General features: G+C 73.0%; 12 protein-coding genes and 1 other RNA gene. 2 read left to right on the top strand and 11 right to left on the bottom strand.

Features of this window, described 5'->3' with window-relative positions:
- Positions 1-65 precede the first annotated feature (65 nt).
- The 7 genes from H299_RS31340 to ftsE all read right to left on the bottom strand — a co-directional run bounded on the left by H299_RS31340 (position 66) and on the right by ftsE (position 7182).
- Positions 66-1478, bottom strand: a complete 1413-nt coding sequence (locus tag H299_RS31340) for an MFS transporter (protein ID WP_078512348.1) — start codon at positions 1476-1478, stop codon at positions 66-68.
- Positions 1479-1989: 511 nt separating this feature from the next.
- Positions 1990-2850: a glycoside hydrolase family 19 protein gene (locus H299_RS0100230; RefSeq protein WP_051262054.1), complete on the bottom strand. Its 861-nt coding sequence runs from the start codon at positions 2848-2850 to the stop codon at positions 1990-1992.
- Positions 2851-3199: 349 nt separating this feature from the next.
- Positions 3200-3571: a transfer-messenger RNA gene (gene ssrA / locus H299_RS37850) on the bottom strand.
- A 116-nt stretch (positions 3572-3687) separates the two neighbouring features.
- A complete protein-coding gene (smpB, locus tag H299_RS0100220; protein WP_027746768.1) occupies positions 3688-4167 on the bottom strand; it encodes an SsrA-binding protein SmpB in 480 nt (159 codons plus the stop codon).
- 17 nt (positions 4168-4184) lie between these two features.
- Positions 4185-5483: a S41 family peptidase gene (locus H299_RS0100215; RefSeq protein WP_027746767.1), complete on the bottom strand. Its 1299-nt coding sequence runs from the start codon at positions 5481-5483 to the stop codon at positions 4185-4187.
- 67 nt (positions 5484-5550) lie between these two features.
- Entirely contained in the window at positions 5551-6459 is a 909-nt protein-coding gene (gene ftsX / locus H299_RS0100210) for a permease-like cell division protein FtsX (protein WP_027746766.1), read from the bottom strand.
- Positions 6460-6492: 33 nt separating this feature from the next.
- The gene (ftsE, locus tag H299_RS0100205; RefSeq protein ID WP_027746765.1) at positions 6493-7182 is read right to left on the bottom strand and encodes a cell division ATP-binding protein FtsE; all 690 of its coding nucleotides are present in this window, start codon (positions 7180-7182) and stop codon (positions 6493-6495) included.
- A gap of 308 nt (positions 7183-7490) precedes the next feature.
- On the opposite strand from ftsE, the gene H299_RS0100200 reads away from it, so the two are divergent.
- Positions 7491-7688 (top strand): hypothetical protein, encoded by a 198-nt coding sequence (locus H299_RS0100200; RefSeq protein WP_027746764.1) that lies wholly within the window; start codon positions 7491-7493, stop codon positions 7686-7688.
- Between the two features lie 129 nt (positions 7689-7817).
- Here the strand turns inward: H299_RS0100200 and H299_RS0100195 are convergent, their stop codons facing one another.
- From H299_RS0100195 to H299_RS0100180, 4 genes are all read right to left on the bottom strand, one after another.
- Entirely contained in the window at positions 7818-8642 is an 825-nt protein-coding gene (locus H299_RS0100195) for an LPXTG cell wall anchor domain-containing protein (RefSeq protein ID WP_027746763.1), read from the bottom strand.
- A gap of 489 nt (positions 8643-9131) precedes the next feature.
- On the bottom strand, positions 9132-10247 hold the full coding sequence (gene prfB, locus H299_RS0100190) for a peptide chain release factor 2 (RefSeq protein WP_027746762.1): 1116 nt from the start codon (positions 10245-10247) through the stop codon (positions 9132-9134).
- 91 nt (positions 10248-10338) lie between these two features.
- A complete protein-coding gene (locus tag H299_RS0100185; protein WP_027746761.1) occupies positions 10339-11673 on the bottom strand; it encodes a serine/threonine-protein kinase in 1335 nt (444 codons plus the stop codon).
- A gap of 238 nt (positions 11674-11911) precedes the next feature.
- Positions 11912-13540: a serine/threonine-protein kinase gene (locus H299_RS0100180; RefSeq protein ID WP_027746760.1), complete on the bottom strand. Its 1629-nt coding sequence runs from the start codon at positions 13538-13540 to the stop codon at positions 11912-11914.
- Between the two features lie 377 nt (positions 13541-13917).
- On the opposite strand from H299_RS0100180, the gene H299_RS31335 reads away from it, so the two are divergent.
- Entirely contained in the window at positions 13918-17397 is a 3480-nt protein-coding gene (locus tag H299_RS31335) for an FHA domain-containing protein (RefSeq protein WP_078512347.1), read from the top strand.
- Positions 17398-17722 lie beyond the last annotated feature (325 nt).

Here is a 17722-nt window from a genome sequence, read left to right as displayed (position 1 = left end):
TCCTCGTCCACGGTGCTTCCCTGCGCCCCGGGCCGCCGGCCGGCCCGGCGCCGCCGCCCCTGCGGTCAGCGACCCGGTGCCGAGCCGGTCAACGGCCCGTGACGGTCCCGGTTCGCGGACGTCTCCCCGGCGTCGCGGGCCTCTTTGCCCAGCGGCCGTGTCCGCACCCGCAGGTATACCGCCCAGGTGAGCAGAGCGCACACCACGTAGTAGCAGGCGAACGCGACGAACGCGCCCGTACCGCCCCCGGAGCTGACGAAGGACTGCCGCAGCGCGAGGTTGATACCCAGCCCGCCGACCGCGCCCACCGCGCCGATCAACGACATCGCGGCCCCGGACAGCCGCCGCGCGTGCGCGGAGGCGGCCTCGCCGGTCAGACCGCGCGAGCGGGCCCCGGCCTCGTGGATGGCCGGGATCATCTTGTACGACGACCCGTTGCCGACGCCGGTCAGGATGAACAGCAGTACGAAGCCGGTGACGAAGAGCCCCAGCGACTCCCGTACGGACGCGGTGATCACCACGGCGGAGGCGCCGGTCATCGCCGCGAAGGTCCACAGCGTCACCCGCGCCCCGCCCCGTCGGTCCGCCAGGTAGCCGCCGACCGGCCGGATGAGCGAGCCGAGCAGCGGCCCGATGAAGGTCAGCGCGGCGGCCTGGAGCGGCGTGCGGTCGAACTGGCCCTGGAGGACGAGCCCGAAGGCGAAGCTGTAGCCGATGAACGAGCCGAAGGTGCCGATGTAGAGCACGGACATGATCCAGGTGTGCCGGTCCGCCGCGGCCTCCCGCGCCGCACCCGTGTCGTTGGCCACCGGGCCCAGGTTGTCCATGAAGCGCAGGGCGCACAGCGTGGCCACGACGATCAGCGGCAGGTAGATCACGAGCAGCAGGCGCGGCCGGTCCGCCCCGGCGACGCCGATGACCAGCAGCGCGACGAGCTGCACCACGGCGACGCCGATGTTGCCGCCGCCGGCGTTCAGCCCCAGGGCCCGGCCCTTGAGGCGCAGCGGGTAGAAGCTGTTGATGTTGGTCATGGCCGAGGCGAAGTTGGCACCGCCGACGCCGGTGAGCACCGCCATGGCCACGAACACCCCGTACGAGGTGCCCGGCTCGAAGACGACGAGCAGCGCGGTGACGGGCAGGAACAGCATGGCGGCGCTGAACACCGTCCAGTTCCGCCCGCCGAAGCGGGCCACCGCGAAGCCGTACGGCACCCGCAGCACCGCGCCGACCAGCGAGGCGACGGCCACCAGGAAGAACTTCCCGGCGGCGTCGATCCCGTACTCCGGGCCCATGAAGAGCGCCAGCACGGAGAACATGCTCCAGACCGAGAAGCCGATGTGCTCGGCCAGCACCGAATACACCAGGTTCCGGCGGGCGATCCGCTGCCCCCCGCCCTCCCAGAAGGCCTCGTCCTCCGGGTCCCAGTGCTCGATCCAGCGGGAGCCGCGTCGGTGTACGGGGGTGGTCGCAGCGGACATGGACGCCTCCCGGAGAGCGGCCGGTGCCGGCCGGTGTATGGCACGCGCAGACGCTGGGGAGCCGAGGTCTCCACGCCGTGCCGCCAGGTGTCACCCGCGAAACCGCTGACTCACCCGGCGGCGCGCGACCGCGTGAGCACGCCCCCCGTCGGCGCCGCACCCGGCCCCTCCCCGCTGCCGCAGCAGCGTAGCCGCCGGGCCGCGGCGGCACCACGACGCGGGGACGCAGTTGCACAGCCCGGCCAGGACATCCGGTGCCAGACCTGCGGGCGGCTCAAGGGGGGAGGTGGCCCTCGCGGTCACCACGCCGCTCAGCAGCGCTCGCCGCGGGCTCGCCGCCGGATCGGCGTCCGGCGGCTGGGCGGCCCAGCACCTGGGGGAAGGCCCGGGTGCCGGGTCGCTCGGATACGCGGTGCCGGTCACCGCCGCGGCGCTGGCCGCCGCCACCGCCGCGGCGGGATTCCGGCACTCTCCGAGCCTGCCGGTTCGCCGGCAGGCCCTCAGCCGGGTATCAGCAGCTGAGGTTGTCGCCCGGCGTCACGCCGAGGATCGAGGTGTACTGCTTGTACTTGTTGATCCGGCTCTCGACCTGGGCGGGGTTGCCGCCGTTGCACTCCAGAGCGCCGTTGATGGCCCAGATCGTCTGACCGAAGCCGTGGCCCTTGACCATCGCGTCGTGCGCGGTCATCGTGCCCGGGCCCTTCTGGGTGTTCCAGTACCAGATGGCGGTCTGCATCGCGATGGACGGGTCCTGCTCCACCAGGTACGGGTTGTTGAGCAGGTCGATGCCCAGCGCGTCACCCGCGGCCTTGTAGTTGAAGTTCCAGCTCAGCTGGATCGGACCGCGCCCGTAGTAGGCCGCCTGACCAGCGGGGCAGCCGTAGGGCTGCGTCTTGTCGCAGTAGTGCGGGTAGTTGTTCTGGTTCTGCTCGACGATGTAGAAGAGACCGGCCGTCTCGTGGCTGATGTTGGCCAGGAACGCGGCGGCCTCCCGCTTCTGCGTCGTCGCGTCACCGGTGTTGGTGAACCCGGGGTACGCCTTCAGCGCGTCGACCAGGCCCTTGTAGGTGTAGAACGGGTTCCTGTTCGGGAACATCTGGTTGAACTGCGCCTCGCTCACCTCGAAGTCCGAGGGATCGGGGTCGGGGTTGCCACCGCCGTCACCGCACGCGCCCTTGTCGACCCAGACTCCCCACTGCCCGGTGGTCCCGGGGGTCTCGCCGGTCGTCCACCACTTCGCGGCCCAGTTGCGCCCGCCGTGGGAAACGGTCTGGTCCTTGGTGTAGACGGAGCTGGAGCTCCAGGGGCTCTCGCAGGCGACAGCCGCGGCGTTCGCGGAGGACGCGGGGAGGATCACTGCCAGCGCGGCCATCAGCCCCGCCACGGCGAAGAACGCCTTGATACGTCGTCTGAGTGTTCCTGGCTGCCTGGGGTTTCTCAACACTTGGTCGCTCCTCGTATGCGGCGTGGGCCACAGGTGGGGATGTTGACAGGCCGCAGTCAACGCGCTTGGTCTAAACCAGTCAAGGTATAGACCAATATTTTTCCTCGGAGGCCGCCGATTCGCTGCGCCGGCCGGACTGGCACGGGGTGACACAAAGCGCCAGGCTCGGCCGGAGCACACGGCTCCCCCTCCCCGACCCTTGTGCAGGCGCAAATACAGACGCAAAAAAGAGGCCCCTGGTCCGCGCCGAAACGCAGACCAGGGGCCTCTTCATACATGGTGGAGATGGCGGGAATCGAACCCGCGTCCAACGGAGCGGAAGGAGGGCTTCTCCGAGCGCAGTCCGCTACGATTTTCTCAGCCCCGGAAATCACACGGACAAGTTTCCGACGGGCTCAGTCACTGTGAAATGTCCCGGTAAACCCCGTGACCGGGCTTACGCGGTGAGTCCCCTAAATGATACCGGACACCGGGGCGGGAACATCCCCGGGCCAGCACTTCACAGGTCGCTGCTCAGGCAGCGAGGGTGAAGGAATCGCGCTTTTGATTGGCGATTATTTTTTTGCGGCAGATGGTTAACGAGATCATTGCCGCGTTCCTCGGCTCGCTTCCCCTGCTTCGACATCCGCTGTCGAAACCGATCATCCCCATGTTGAGTTGACAAACACCGCACCTCGGGAGGTGCTGGCACCATCCTACGTGACCAACGCCCGGGAGTGCCAGCGCATTCCCGGGCGGCTCGGCGTCCGCCGGGCGGGCAGGCGCTCAGGAGCGCTCCTTCCGCTTGACGGCCGACATCACCCGCTCCGCCTCCCGGCGGTCCTGCTTCTCCCGCAGGGTGTGCCGCTTGTCGTACTCCTTCTTGCCCTTCGCGAGCGCCAGCTCGACCTTGACGCGCCCGTTCTTGAAGTACAGGGACAGCGGCACCAGCGTGAAGCCGGTCTCCTGCGTCTTGCCGATCAGCTTGTCGATCTCGGCCCGGTGCATCAGCAGCTTCCGCTTGCGCCGGGCGCTGTGGTTCGTCCAGGTGCCCTGCGAGTACTCCGAGATGTGCACGTTGTGCAGCCACACCTCGGCACCGTCCAGCTGGGCGAAGCCGTCGACCAGCGAGGCCCTCCCCTGCCGTAGCGACTTGACTTCCGTCCCGGTCAGCACGAGACCGCACTCGTACGTGTCCAGGATGAGGTAGTCGTGCCGCGCCTTCTTGTTCTGCGCGATGAACTTGCGACCCGTCTCTTTAGCCATAACCAGGCCATGTTCCACTACGAGCCCGCCGCAAGGCCACCCAATACCCGCCGCGCCCGCGACTCCGCCTCCCCGCCGGAGCGTACGACCAGGTCGGGGGCCAGCCCCTCGCGGTGCACGGAGCGGCCCGCGGGCGTCGCGTAGCGCCCCACGGTCAGCTCGGCGACCGAGCCGTCCTCCATCCGGTGCGGTACCTGGACGGACCCCTTGCCGAAGGTGTGGGAGCCGACCACCACGGCCCGGCCCCGGTCCTGGAGCGCCCCGGTGAGCAGTTCGGCGGCGCTCATCGTGCCGCCGTCCACGAGCACGACGACCGGTGATTCGGTGTCGCCGCCCCGGTCCGCGTACAGGGCGCGCTGGTGGCCGCGCACGTCGTACGTGGCCACCAGGCCGCCGTCCAGCAGCGCGGAGGCGGCGTCGGCGGCCTCGTCGACCAGGCCGCCGGAGTTGCCGCGCAGGTCCAGCAGGATGCCGCTGCCGTCCGGTACGGCGCGGACGGCGCGGCGCACCCGGGCGCCGGAGTCCTCCGTGAAGCGGGCGACCCGAATCCGGGTCACCTCGGGGGAGAGCTGCTCGGAGGTGACGTCCGAGGTCCTCAGCAGCGCGCGGCGCAGTGTCTCGGTACGGTACCCGCCGGCGCGCTCCAGCTGCACCTCGACGGTGCTGCCCAGGCGTGAGGCGGGCGCGGGGCGGGCGTCCTCGGCGGGCTCCGTGGACTCGGCGGTCTTCGCGGATTCGCCGGGCTCCGCGGCTGCGGCGCCGCGCAGCAGTGCGACCACCTCGGTGACCGGCAGGCCCACCACTTCCCGGCCGTCCACCGCGAGCAGCCGGTCACCCGTACGGACGCCTGCCTCCTCGGCCGGGCTGCCGGGCTGGACCCGGGAGACCTCGATCACCCGGCGGCCCGCCGGGTCGCTGCCGCGCCGCACGGAGATGCCGGTGCCGACGTACTCGCCGCTGAGCGTCCGCTCGAAGCTCTCGTACTCGCGGGCGCTGTACGCGGCCGACCAGCGGTCTCCGCTGCGGCTCACCAGTTCGTCCGCGGCGTCGGGCGCGCCGTCCGGGCCGACGGCCCGGGGGTCGGCCTGCTCGCCGCCGCCCACCGGAGGGGCGTCCGCCGCCGGGGACGGCTCGCCCGCAAAGTCGCCGCCGCCTACGGGGGCGCGGTGGCCGGCCGGGTCGGCCGCGTCGCGGTGCGTCTCGCCGCCCCAGGAATTGGTGGCCGCACCGGTCGCCAGCACGCCGGCGAAGACCAGTGTCAGGGCGGCCCCGCGACAGGCTTGGCGGGGGCGCACAAATTTCCACGTGCCCGACATGTTGCGGAGTCTAGGCCAGACATGGGTGCCGCAACGGCAGTTGCGCGCACGGCACCCGCGTCCTGCGTCACACTTTGAGGTACTTGCGGAGTGCGAAGAAAGCTGCCACGGCGGGCATCAGCATGCCGACCGCGAGGATCAGCGGCAGCACCTGGGCGACCGCGTCCCAGCCGATGAAGTTGATCAGCGGGATCTTGTCCTGGAGCCAGTTGTCGATCAGGAAGTACTTGCCGCCGAGCAGCAGCGTGCAGGCGAAGCCCGCCCCGATGAGCCCCGCGATCGCCGCCTCCAGGATGAACGGCAGCTGGATGTAGAAGCCGGACGCGCCCACCAGGCGCATGATCCCGGTCTCCCGCCGTCTGCTGAACGCGGAGACGCGGACGGTGTTGATGATCAGCAGCAGCGCGACGACGAGCATCAGCGTCATGACGCAAAGCGCGGCGATGTTCATGCCGTTGAGGAGGTTGAAGAGGTTTTCGAGCAGGTCCTTCTGGTCCTGGACCTTCTGTACCCCCTCGCGGTCCGAGAAGGCGGAACTGATCACCTTGAACTTCGTCGGATCGGAGAGCTTGATCCGGTACGACTCCTGCATCTGGTCCGGGGTGAGCGAATCGACCAAAGGAGAGTCCTTGAACTGCTCCTTGTAGTGCTTGTACGCCTCGTCGGCCGACTCGTGGTACACCTTCTCGACGATGTCGAGGTCGTCCAGATCCGACTTGATCTTCTTCTTCTGCGCCTCGGTGACGGCCCCTCCGGCGCAGGCCTCGGTCTTGGCGTCGTTCTTGTTGCAGAGGAAGATCGACACCTGGACCTTGTCGTACCAGTACCCCTTCATCGTGCTCACCTGGTCGCGGGCGAGCAGCGAGCCGCCCAGCAGGGCCAGCGAGAGGGCGACCGAGACGATCACCGCGAAGGTCATCGTGAGATTGCGGCGGAGACCGACACCGATCTCCGACAGTACGAACTGGGCGCGCATGGCGTCCTTTCCTGCGTTCCTGCTTGCGTGAGCTCAGTGCTGATAGCCGTAGACACCGCGCGACTGGTCGCGTACGAGACGGCCCTGTTCGAGCTCGATGACGCGCTTGCGCATCTGGTCGACGATCTGCTGGTCGTGCGTGGCCATCACCACGGTGGTTCCGGTGCGGTTGATCCGGTCGAGCAGCTTCATGATGCCGACGGACGTCTGCGGGTCGAGGTTGCCCGTCGGTTCGTCGGCGATCAGCAGCATCGGACGGTTCACGAACGCACGGGCGATGGCCACGCGCTGCTGCTCACCACCGGACAGCTCGCCGGGCATCCGGCCTTCCTTGCCGCCGAGCCCGACCAGATCGAGCACCTCGGGGACGGTCTTGCGGGTCTGCCCGCGGGACTTGCCGATCACCTCGAGCGCGAACGCGACGTTCTCGGCGACCGTCTTGTTCGGCAGGAGCCGGAAGTCCTGGAAGACGGTGCCCAACTGACGGCGCATCTGCGGCACCTTCCAGTTCGACAGCCGGGCCAGATCCTTGCCGAGCACGTGCACCTGGCCATGCGTGGCGCGCTCTTCGCGGAGCAGCAGCCGCAGGAAGGTGGACTTGCCGGAACCGGAAGAACCCACCAGGAAGACGAACTCGCCGCGCTCGACCTCCAGCGAGACATCGCGGAGCGCGGGGCGGTTCTGCTTGGGGTAGGACTTGGAGACGTTGTCGAATCGGATCACGGTTTTTGCACCACGTCGGCCTGGGTAGGGACAAGATGGGAAGCCGCCGACGGCTCCCCTCGGTGGGGCGACCCTACGCGACGGGCTGCGTGCTGCGCAGTCGGCGTCCGGTGTGCGGGGGTTTCTGCGCGGTGCGTTTCGTACAATCCCGGCGAGAGGCTCCCGGGGTCCGCCGGCCGCCGGGTCCGTACCGCGCCTCTGCACTCCGTATCGGCACCTGGCACAGTGGAAGTGGAGACCGGCGGCGGATGACCGGCGGGGAACGAATTCACCCACCGAAGGCGTTGGCGGGCTGAGGAGGAGATCGCATGACATGCGACCGACTGGTGTGTGCCAACTGCGCGGGTCCCGTGAGTGAGGGGCGCTGCTCCGTCTGCCGTGCGCACCGGGCGCGACTGCACCAGGAGAGCGGGCCGCTCGCCGCGCTCACGCCCGGTGCCCTGGTCGCCCTCCTGCTGACCTTGATAGCGGTGGCCGTGCTGGCCCAGCGGGTCGCGACAGCGTAGCGGCGGCGTCACCCAGCGCGACGAGACGGGCCGGGACAGGGCAAGACAGGGCGAGGGGCCCGGGACACTTCGCGTGTCCCGGGCCCCTCGGCCGTTGCTTCTCAGCTGCTATCGCGCTGTGCGCACGCCTCAGGCGGCGGCTGCGCGGCGGTTGAGCATCCGCGGCATGACCCGGAAGCCGACGCCGCCCGCGATCATGGTCGCCGCGCCGACGAGCAGGAAGGTCGTCTCGGCGGAACCGGTCTCGGCCAGCTCCTCCTTCGGCTTCTGATCGCCGACGGGCTGGGTGCCGCCCTGCTCGGGCTTCGTGCCACCGGCCTCGGCGCAGTCCACCTCGGACTCGCTCAGCTCGCAGGTCGGGGTGTCGTCGCCGCCACCCCCGCCGCTGCCACCACCGATGGTGGCCGGCTCCTCGCCGCCACCACCGCTGTTGCCGCTGCCGCCGTTGTTCCCGCTGCCGCCGTTGTCGCCGCCGCCGCTGTTGCCACCGGCGTTGCCGTTCCCGCCGTTGCCGCCGTTCCCGCCGTTGCCACTGGCACCGCCGTCGTCGGAACCTTCGACCGCACCGCCGTCGTCCGAACCCTCGACCGCACCGCCGTCGTCCGAACCCTCGACCGCGCCCCCGTCGTCGGAACCCTCGACCGCACCGCCGTCGTCGGAACCTTCGACCGCACCGCCGTCGTCCGAACCCTCGACCGCGCCACCGTCATCAGCACCGCCGTCGCCGCCCTGGATGACGCCGATGGAGTCACCCTCAGTGGCGCCCTCGTTGATACCCAGGGTGCCCTCGGTGAGGCCGACGGAGTCGCCGGACTTCGTCGACACCTGGTCGCCCGCCGACTCGCTCGGGCTGACCGCCTGGGCCACCCCCGCGGCGGTGAGCGAAGCGCCCGCCGCGAACACCGCGCCGGCCGCGATCCGCGCAACGCGCAGCCGCGTCTTGGAATTGGTCATCTGCCAACTACCCCCAGTAGCTATCGTCAGTGGGGCAGCTGTGTGAATGGCCATCACACGCCGGGCTTTTGAGCTGCGAGCCGCCGCTAGGTCGGCTACCACGCTCACTCCGGCCCGCACGTACTCCCAGTCACACGCCTGCCGAGCAAACAGCTTTCCCAGTTTTCACACCATCGTCAAGCGAGCACCAAGCGCCCCCGGTGAAGGGAGTGTGTCTCTTACGACACCCCGCTACCGAAGGAAACCTGGCCTCTCCAGTGCTCTCGCAGGCTACTACGTGGCCCATGAAACAGCTTTGCCAGCAGGGGTGTTCGTCCCGGAAAGGCCAGAGTGTCGACACGTCGACCGCATGCCGGCCGAAACGTTCTGTCCCGGTTTCGGCGGCTGCCGCGAGCGGGGAAGTGTCCTGTGAGCGGACGGAGTTGCGGCCTGGGCGCCACGCGGCGCCGGGTAATCGTTACCAGCCGGATACCTCGGCGCGCGCCGCCGTCAGTCGGTCGACTTCTCCTGCTGCTTGCGCCAGCGGATACCCGCGTCCAGGAAGGCGTCGATGTCCCCGTCGAGCACGGCCTGTGGGTTGCCCACCTCGTGCTCCGTGCGCAGGTCCTTGACCATCTGGTACGGATGCAGCACGTAGGAACGCATCTGGTTGCCCCAGGAGTTGCCGCCGTCGCCCTTGAGGGCGTCCATCTTGGCCTGCTCCTCCTGGCGGCGGTGTGCCAGCAGGCGGGACTGCATGACGCGCATGGCGGCGGCGCGGTTCTGGATCTGGGACTTCTCGTTCTGGCAGGAGACGACGATGCCCGTCGGCAGGTGGGTCATCCGGACCGCCGAGTCGGTGGTGTTGACCGACTGGCCGCCCGGGCCGGAGGAGCGGAAGACGTCGATGCGCAGTTCGTTCTCCGGGATGTCGATGTGGTCCGTCTGCTCGACGACGGGCAGCACCTCGACACCGGAGAAGGAGGTCTGGCGGCGCCCCTGGTTGTCGAACGGCGAGATCCGCACCATCCGGTGCGTGCCCTGCTCGACGGAGAGCGTCCCGTACGCGTACGGGGCCTTGACCGCGAAGGTGGCGGACTTGATGCCCGCCTCCTCCGCGTAGGAGATGTCGAACACGTCGGTCGGGTAGCCACGGCGCTCGGCCCAGCGCAGGTACATCCGCATGAGTTGCTCGGCGAAGTCGGCGGCGTCCACGCCGCCCGCCTCGGCCCGGACGCTGACGACCGCCTCACGCGGGTCGTACTCGCCGGAGAGCAGCGTACGGACCTCCAGCTCGTCGACCGTCTTGCGTACGGACGCCAGCTCGGCCTCGGCCTCCGCGCGCGCGTCGGCGTCGTCCTCGGCCTCCGCCAGCTCGAAGAGCACCTCGAGATCGTCGATACGCGACCGCAGCTCCTCGGCCTTGCGCAGCTGGCCCTGGAGATAGGACAGCTTGCTGGTCACCTTCTGCGCGTTCTCGGCGTCGTCCCAGAGGTCGGGGGCCGCGGCCTGCTCCTCGAGCACGGCGACATCGGCCCTCATCCTGTCCAGGTCGAGGACTGCCTCGATCGACTCCATGGTGGAGGAGAGGGATTTCAGCTGTTCGGATACATCGACGACTGCCACGGGTCCAGCCTAACGGCTGACCGCACGGGTGCTGCCGCGCCTGCGTACGGGACCCGCGGCCCCGCGGGTGCGGGGCCGGTCAAGGAGCCGGTCAGGGGCCGGCGGACTGCTGGACCACCGGCGCGGGGCGGGTGGAGGAGTCACCGCCGGAGGTCGCCAGCCAGCCGCCCAGCGCGGCGGCGAGCGCGAGCACGCCCGCGACCACGCCGAGCCGCACCCGCCGCCTCCGCAGCTCCGCAGCCTGCGCGGCGCGGTTGCGTGCGGAGCCCGCCCGGCGGGCGCCCGTCTCCCGGGGTGCCCGCGCGGTGCCGTGCGCGCCGCCCGCCAGCTCGTCCGCACCCGGTACCCGCATCGAGGTGTGCGTGTCCCGGTTGGACTCCGGCCCGGTGCTCGTCTCCACCAGCGGCACGGCACCCCGTACGAGGTGCCCGGAGGCCGGATCGGCGGCAGCCGGGGCACCGGCCGAGGAACGGCCCGGGGGCGGCTCCTCGTACGGCTCGTCGGGCTGCTCGTCGATCTCCAGGGGCGGGTAGCCCGCCAGCTCCGGCAGGATCTCGCGCAGCCGGGCGGCCATCTCGGGCGCGCGCAGGCGGGAGGCCGGGGCCTTGGCCAGGCACTGGTGGATGAGCTGCCACAGGTCGTCGGGGATGCCGGGCAGCGGCGCCACCCGCTCGGTGACGTGCCGGCGCAGGATCGCGCCGGGGTGTCCGCCGCCGAACGGGGTGAACCCGGCGAGCAGCTCGTACAGGACGGTGGCCAGGGCGTAGATGTCCACCGCGGCGCGCGGCGGCAGGCCCTCGACCAGCTCGGGGGCGAGGTAGTCGGGCGTGCCGATGATGCCGCGCGGGCCCTGGGACGAGGAGACCGCGCCGCCGGGGGACTGGCCCCCGCCCCCGGCACCGGACGTGCGCAGGGCGGCCGTACGGCGGGGTGAGTCGATCAGCTTGGCGACGCCGAAGTCGGTGAGCAGGGCGGGCGGCGCGCCGCCCGGACCGGCCGGGGCGTGCGCGTCGAGCAGGACGTTCTCGGGCTTGACGTCGCGGTGGATGATGCCCGCCGCGTGCGCCGCCACGAGGGCGTCGGCGATGTCGGTGGCGATGGCCACGGCGGCCTGCGGGGCGAGCCGCCGCTCGTGTTCCAGCCTGGTGCGCAGATCCGTGCCGCGCACCAGGTCCATGACGAGGGCGAGATCACTCCCGTCCACCACCAGCTCGCGCAGGCCGACCACCCGGGGGTGGTCCAGCGAGAGCAGTGCCGCGCGCTCCTGGACGAAGCGGTCGACCAGTTCCTGGTCGGAGGAGAGGTCCTCGCGCAGCAGCTTGATGGCGACCGGGCCCTCGGGGCCCTCGCCGAGCCACACCGTGCCCGCGCTGCCGCGTCCCAGGATCTGGTGAGCGGTGTAGCGACTGCCGATCTTCCGTGCCACCATCCGTCCCTCGCTGGAGCCGAGTGAGCCGACCGTGCCGAGTGAGCCGCACGAAACAGCTCCGCCGCCGCGGAGCAGGGTGCGTCAGAGCGTCACGGCGACAAGCTACGCGTCGCGGGCCCGTCGGGGACCCAATACTGGTGCCAAATGTCACTTCTGCGAGCGATTTACCACGGGGAAGTCGATAAATCGCTGAGATCGCCGAACCTACGGCCCCTTCCGGCCCCCGTTCGGCCGCTCACCCGAGCCTCTCGAAGAAGTCCCGAACCTCCCCGAAGAGGTCCTTCGTCTTCTCCCAGAAACTCTTGCCCTCCGCCCACCACTCGGGCATCGGGGTGAAGTTCCACACCAGGACGCCGATGACGACCAGGATCAGGACCATGAACAGGCAGCCCTTGAGGCAGCCCAGCCCGGGGATGCGCATCGGGTTCGCGCCGCGCTGCCGCGGCTCGCGCCGCTGCGGCGGCGGCTGCGGGGCGGGCGGGCGCGGCGGCTCGTACCGCTGCGGCTCCGGCTGCGCGGGGCGGCGCGCGGGCTGCTGGCGCCGGGGCGGCGGTGCGGGCGCCGGCGCGTACTGCTGGCGCTGCTGGGGCGGCGGCGGGGGCGGCTGCTGGCGCTGCGGGCGGCGGCGCAGCGGGTCCAGGCTCGGGTCGAGCGGCTGGACCTGCGTCTGCTCGTTGCGGTCGCGGGCGGCCCGCATCTGGTTCTGCCAGGGGTGCGGGCCGTCCGGCTGCGGCGGCGGGCCGCCGGGTACGGGCGGCAGGGCCTGGGTGGGGTCGGCGGGCGCCCCCGGGCCGCGGCCGCCGGGTCCGCCCGACTGGGGCAGCACGTTCGTCGCGGCGTTCGGGTCGTGGCCCGGCCCCTGGCCGCCCTGCCCCGGGCCGTGGCCGGAGCTGGGGAGCACCTGGGTCGGGTCGGCGTCGCCGCTGAGCTGGCCCTCCGGCACGGGCGCGGGCTGCGGGTCCGGTGCCAGCAGCGCCGCGACGCCGAGCGCGGCGCGCGCCTGCTCGGGGGTGGCGCCCGCGCCGATCCCGGCGGCGATCGTACGGAGCCCGCGGGCCAGGCTCTCCGCGCTGGGCCGCTCCTCCGGGCGCTTGCGCAGGCAGCGCTCGATGGCCGTCCACAGCGGGTCCGGCAGGCCCGGCGGACGCTGCGGCTCCTCGCCCAGGTGCCGGTGGATGACCTGGAGGGCGCTCTCGCCGCTGAACGGCGGGCGGCCGGTGACCAGTTCGTAGAGCAGGATGCCCGCGCCGTAGATGTCGACGGCGGAGGTCTGGGGGCGGCCCTCGGCGGACTCGGGCGCCACGTAGGCGGGTGTGCCGACGAACTCCTGGGTGCGGGTCAGCCCCGGTGAGTCGGCGAGCCGGGCGATGCCGAAGTCGGTGAGCAGCGGGCGCATGCCGTCCTCGCCCTCGGCCATGAGCACGTTGGCCGGCTTCAGGTCCCGGTGCACGACGCCGTCCGCGTGGCTGGCCGCCAGCGCGTCCGCGATCTGGGCGGTCAGCAGCGCCGCGCCTATCGGCGAGAACGGCCCGTTCTGCCGCAGGTGGTGGTGGAGGTCCGGGCCCTCGACCAGGTCCATGACCAGCGCCAGCAGATCGCCCTCGACCACCAGGTCGCGGGTGCGCACGATGTTGGGGTGGGTGAGCCGGAGCAGGACGGAGCGCTCCCGCAGAAAGCGCATCACGACGTCCGGGTCGTTGGCCAACTCCTCCTTGAGCACCTTGATCGCGACGGTCTCGCCGGGCTGCCCGGCGACGGCCGCCTCGGAGCCCGCCGTCTCACGCTGCCGGGCCCTCCAGACGGTGCCCGTGGCGCCGCGACCGAGCGGTTCCTCGAGCAGGTATTTACTGCCTACCGGCCGCACGTCATGCGCTCCCTGGTCTGTCTCGTCCTGCCATCCCGCACACTGTAGTGCCGCCGCGCGGGACGATCACCGGCCGCGTCCCTCGCTGAACTCCGGGACGCGGGACGCCTTCCGGCCACACGGCTAGACGCGCGGGGCCGGCGGTTGGTTGCGGAGCGGGGCGGGAAACCGGTGGAGGAGGCAGGACGGGGTGGAAGCGGAAGCGGACGGGATCGGTCATTCGCGGTCGCTACCGGTCGATCACCTGCCCCATCAGGCACTCTTGCGCGCCAGGCCGGAAAACCAAGATCATTAGATAGTGCCGGCGCAGCATATTGTCAGTGCCGGGTGCGAGGATGCATCCAGCTACGGAGCGTTGGTGGGACCGGGAGGGGCCGATGCAGATCCGTCTGACTGTCCTCGCGTCGCGCAGCGGCCAGGCCGCCGTGCGGCCCTGCGACGTGCTGGTGACGGCCCCGCCGGGCACGGCGCTCGCGGCGGTGGCGGATTCCCTGGTGGCGACGGCCGCTGCGGCTGCCGCCGCCCAGGGCTCCCCCGCCGCCGAGACCTCGCACGACGCGGCGCCGGTCTACGCGGGCGGCGAGCGGCTGGACCCGCACCGCCAGGTGCTCGGCGAGCCGCCGCTGATCGACGGCGCGGTGCTCTCCCTGTACGGCCCGGCGGCCCCCGTCCCCGTCTCGGCGTACGGCGCGGCGAAGGCCCGGCTGCACGTGGTGAGCGGCCCGGACGCGGGCGGCGTCCATCTGCTGCGCGGCGGCCGGGTCCAGCTGGGCAGGTCCGCCGAGGCGGACGTCGCGCTGGACGATCCGGACGTCTCCCGGCTGCACTGCACGGTCACGGTCACCGACAGCGGTGCCGTGACGGTGACCGACCTCGGCTCCACCAACGGCACGACGGTCGACGGATCGGTGGTCGACGGCCGCCCCGCGCTGCTCGCGCCGGGGGCGGTGCTGCGGGTCGGGGAGACGGCGATCCAACTCGCCGCGGCCACTCCCGCCGGGCTGCCGCCGGCCGTGCCCACCGCCCCGGACGGCGAGGGCCATCTGCGGCTGGCTCCAGCGGAGCCCGCCGACGGCGCAGCGCCGGTGGGGGCCGCCACCGGGCAGCCGTCCGCCCGGCCCCCCGGGGGCAGGCTGACCGGGGGCCCGGCGCCGCGCAGCGTGCCCGCCGCGGCGGCGCCCGCCGCGGGCGTTGCCGCGCCCGGCCACTCCCCCGGTGCTGCCCGTCCCGGCCGCGGGGCCGACGGCGGGGCCGGGGCCGACGGCGCGCCGGTCAGCGCCCGGCTGGACACCCCGGTGCGCGGCACCGAGCCGCCGCCGCGCGCGGCGCCCGGCCCCGCGTCCCCCTGGCCGGGTGCGGCGGAGCCCCCGGTCCCCACGCACACCTACGCACCGAGCGGTCCCTTCCCCGGCTCCGACGGCACCCGGGGGGCCGGTTTCGCCGCGCCGGCAGGCCCGGCCGCGCTGCCTCCCGGGCCTCCGGAGGACGAGGAGGAGGGCCGGCGGCGCAGACGCGGGCGCGGTATAGGCGCCTGGGCACGGCGGCTCACCGCGGCGCGTGACGAGCCGCCCGACGAGGCCCGGCACGGCTCCGGCGATCCGGACGGCTACGACACCCGGGGCGCCCCCGGCGGCCTCGGCGAGCCCCTCGTCGGCCATGCGTACGGCGCCGACGGCGAGGGCCCGCCCGGCGCCGCCGCCTCCGGGAGCGGCGAGGAGCGCTGGCCCGATCCGGCCACGGTGCTGCTGACCACCCTCGGCCCCGGCCCCCGGCTGTGGGAGCGGGGCCCGGAGCATCCGGAGGCGCTGACGGTGCGGCTGGGCAGCGCGCACCGCAGCGACGGCTCGGGCGAGCCGGTGACGGTCAGCCTGCGGGAGGCGGGCGGCGTGGGCCTGGCCGGTCCCCGGTCGCGGCTGGCCGGGATGGCGCGTTCGCTGCTGGCCCAGCTGGCGGCGCTGCACGCGCCGAGCGATCTGGAGATCGTGCTGATCTCGGCGGACCGGACCCGTGCCGTGGAGAGCCGGGTCCAGGAGTGGGCCTGGCTGGGCTGGCTGCCCCATCTGCGCCCGGCGCGCGGCCAGGACTGCCGCCTGCTGGTCGCCTACGACCGCGAGCAGGCGGCGGCCCGTACGGCGGAGCTGATCCGGCGGCTGGACGAGGCGTCGCCCCCGGCCGCGCCGCCGGGTCCGGGCCGGTCGGCGGACGCCGCGCGGCCTGCCGGGGCGGCAGTGGGCGGGGAAGCACCGGCCGCGGGCGGCTACCACGGGCCGCGCACCGTGCTCGTCGTGGACGGCGATCCCGGCTCGGCCGCGCTGCGCGGGGCGGTCGCCCGCCTCACCGGCGAGGGCGCCGCCGCCGGTATCCACGTGCTCTGCCTCGCCGAGACCCCGCCCGCCACCCCGGCCTCCCCGCTGGACGCGACGATAGAGGCTGCCTACACCGCCGCGCCCCCTTTCCGCGAGTGCCGGACGCTGGCGCTGCTGAGCGGCGCCGTCGCCACCGCCGTCCAGGTGGTCCGGCGCGCCGCCGGTTCCGCGCAGGGCGGCACGATCGCCTCGATGGACGGTGTCTCGGCGGCCTGGGCGGAGCGGTTCGCCCGCGCGCTCGCGCCCCTGCGCGAGCCGGAGGGCACGGGTCGCGGCGGCGCGCGGGGTCATCGGGCGGCGGCCGTCGCCCTGCCGCAGAGCTGCCGCCTGCTGGACGAGCTGGGTCTCGCCCGCGCCACGCCGGTCGCGGTGCTGGCCCGCTGGTCGGGCTCGGCCCGCGGCGAGGCGCCGCGTACGGCGAGCCGGGCGCCGTTCGTGCTGGGGGCGGGGCCGCAGGGCCCCGTCGGCGCGGATCTGGCGCTGGACCGCGGCCATGCCCTGATCACCGGCCCGGCCGGGTCGGGGCGTACGGAGCTGCTGCGCGCGCTCGCCGCCTCGCTGGCTGCCGGTGAGCGGCCCGACCGCCTGGGCCTGGTCCTGATCGACGGCTCGGGCGACGCACGGGACGGCGGGCTGCACGCGTGTGCGGAACTGCCGCACGCGGGCGCTCATCTGACAGCCGGCGACCCGGTGCGGATGCGCGAGTTCGCCCAGTCGCTGAGCGCCGAGCTGAAGCGGCGGGCGGAGCTGATCGGCGAGCACAGCTCGTACGACGAGTACGTGGCAGCGGTCGCCCCGGCGACCGCCCCCCGCGTGGTGGCGCCCCGGCGCCCGGCCGAGGACGCGCGGCGCGCTCCCGTACCGGAGCCGGAGCCCGCCGGGGCGCCGGATACCGCGCTGCCCCGGCTCGTCGTCCTGGTCGACGACTTCGACACCCTGGTCGACCCGGCGCTCGGCAATCCGGGCCGCCCGGCCTCCGGGTCGGTCGTGCGGGCGCTGGAGTCGGTGGCGCGCGAGGGGGTGCGGCTCGGCGTGCACCTGGTCACCGCGTCCGCCCGCCCGGAGCGCACCGGCCGTACGGCGGTGGACAAGGGCGCGGCGATACGCATCGAACTGACCGGCCGGGAGGATGAGGAGCCGATGCCCGGGCGCGGCATCATGCGGCTCCCCGGCGGTGCCGTGACCGCCTTCCAGGCGGGCCGGGTGACGGGCCGCATCCCGCGTACCGCGACGCTCCGCCCCACGGTGGTGCCGCTCGACTGGGCGCGCTCGGGCGATCCGCCCACCCGCCGCCCCATCCGGGAGCTGGGCAACGGCCCGACGGACCTGGCGCTGCTCGCCAGCGCGATGGACCGCGCCGCGCGCACCCTGGGCGTGGCGGACTTCCGTACCGGCGAGGGGCTGCGGGCGACGGGCACCGGCGGCGCCCGCGAGACGGGCGGCACCGGCGGGCCGGGCCTGGCCTCGGACCGCTCCCGCACCCGGGGCTGACCCTCGCCGGGGCGGGGCCACGCCGCCCCGGCAGCCGTGGGCCGACGACAGGCGGCCGATCCCGGAGCGCTGCGCCGACCGGCCTGCTCACTGGTCGGGCAGCTCGCGGCGTCCGGCGCACCGTGTGCCGCGTCGCGGCATCCCGGCCCCGGGGAGATCCCAGGCCCGCTACACCCCGGCTCCTCCCGCCTCCCCGAGCCGAAGGCGCTCGCGGGGCTCCGGCCTCGTCCGCGCACCGCACGCAGGGAAGGCACCGACACCACGGACGAACAGGAGCTTCCCAGGCCCTGCCAAGCCCGCCAGCCGCCCCAAGCCGCGCAGGGCC

Source organism: Streptomyces sp. CNH287, from assembly GCF_000424825.1.
Note: the sequence above shows the minus strand (reverse complement) of the source record. Positions and strands in the feature narration are given on the sequence as shown.

Excerpts from the sequence above, each read along its gene's own strand:
- H299_RS31340 (WP_078512348.1), bottom strand. The coding sequence starts at position 1,478 with ATGTCCGCTGCGACCACCCCCGTACACCGACGCGGCTCCCGCTGGATC.
- H299_RS0100230 (WP_051262054.1), bottom strand. The coding sequence starts at position 2,850 with ATGGCCGCGCTGGCAGTGATCCTCCCCGCGTCCTCCGCGAACGCCGCG.
- smpB (WP_027746768.1), bottom strand. The coding sequence starts at position 4,167 with ATGGCTAAAGAGACGGGTCGCAAGTTCATCGCGCAGAACAAGAAGGCG.
- H299_RS0100215 (WP_027746767.1), bottom strand. The coding sequence starts at position 5,483 with ATGTCGGGCACGTGGAAATTTGTGCGCCCCCGCCAAGCCTGTCGCGGG.
- ftsX (WP_027746766.1), bottom strand. The coding sequence starts at position 6,459 with ATGCGCGCCCAGTTCGTACTGTCGGAGATCGGTGTCGGTCTCCGCCGC.
- H299_RS0100200 (WP_027746764.1), top strand. The coding sequence starts at position 7,491 with ATGACATGCGACCGACTGGTGTGTGCCAACTGCGCGGGTCCCGTGAGT.
- H299_RS0100195 (WP_027746763.1), bottom strand. The coding sequence starts at position 8,642 with ATGACCAATTCCAAGACGCGGCTGCGCGTTGCGCGGATCGCGGCCGGC.
- H299_RS31335 (WP_078512347.1), top strand. The coding sequence starts at position 13,918 with ATGCAGATCCGTCTGACTGTCCTCGCGTCGCGCAGCGGCCAGGCCGCC.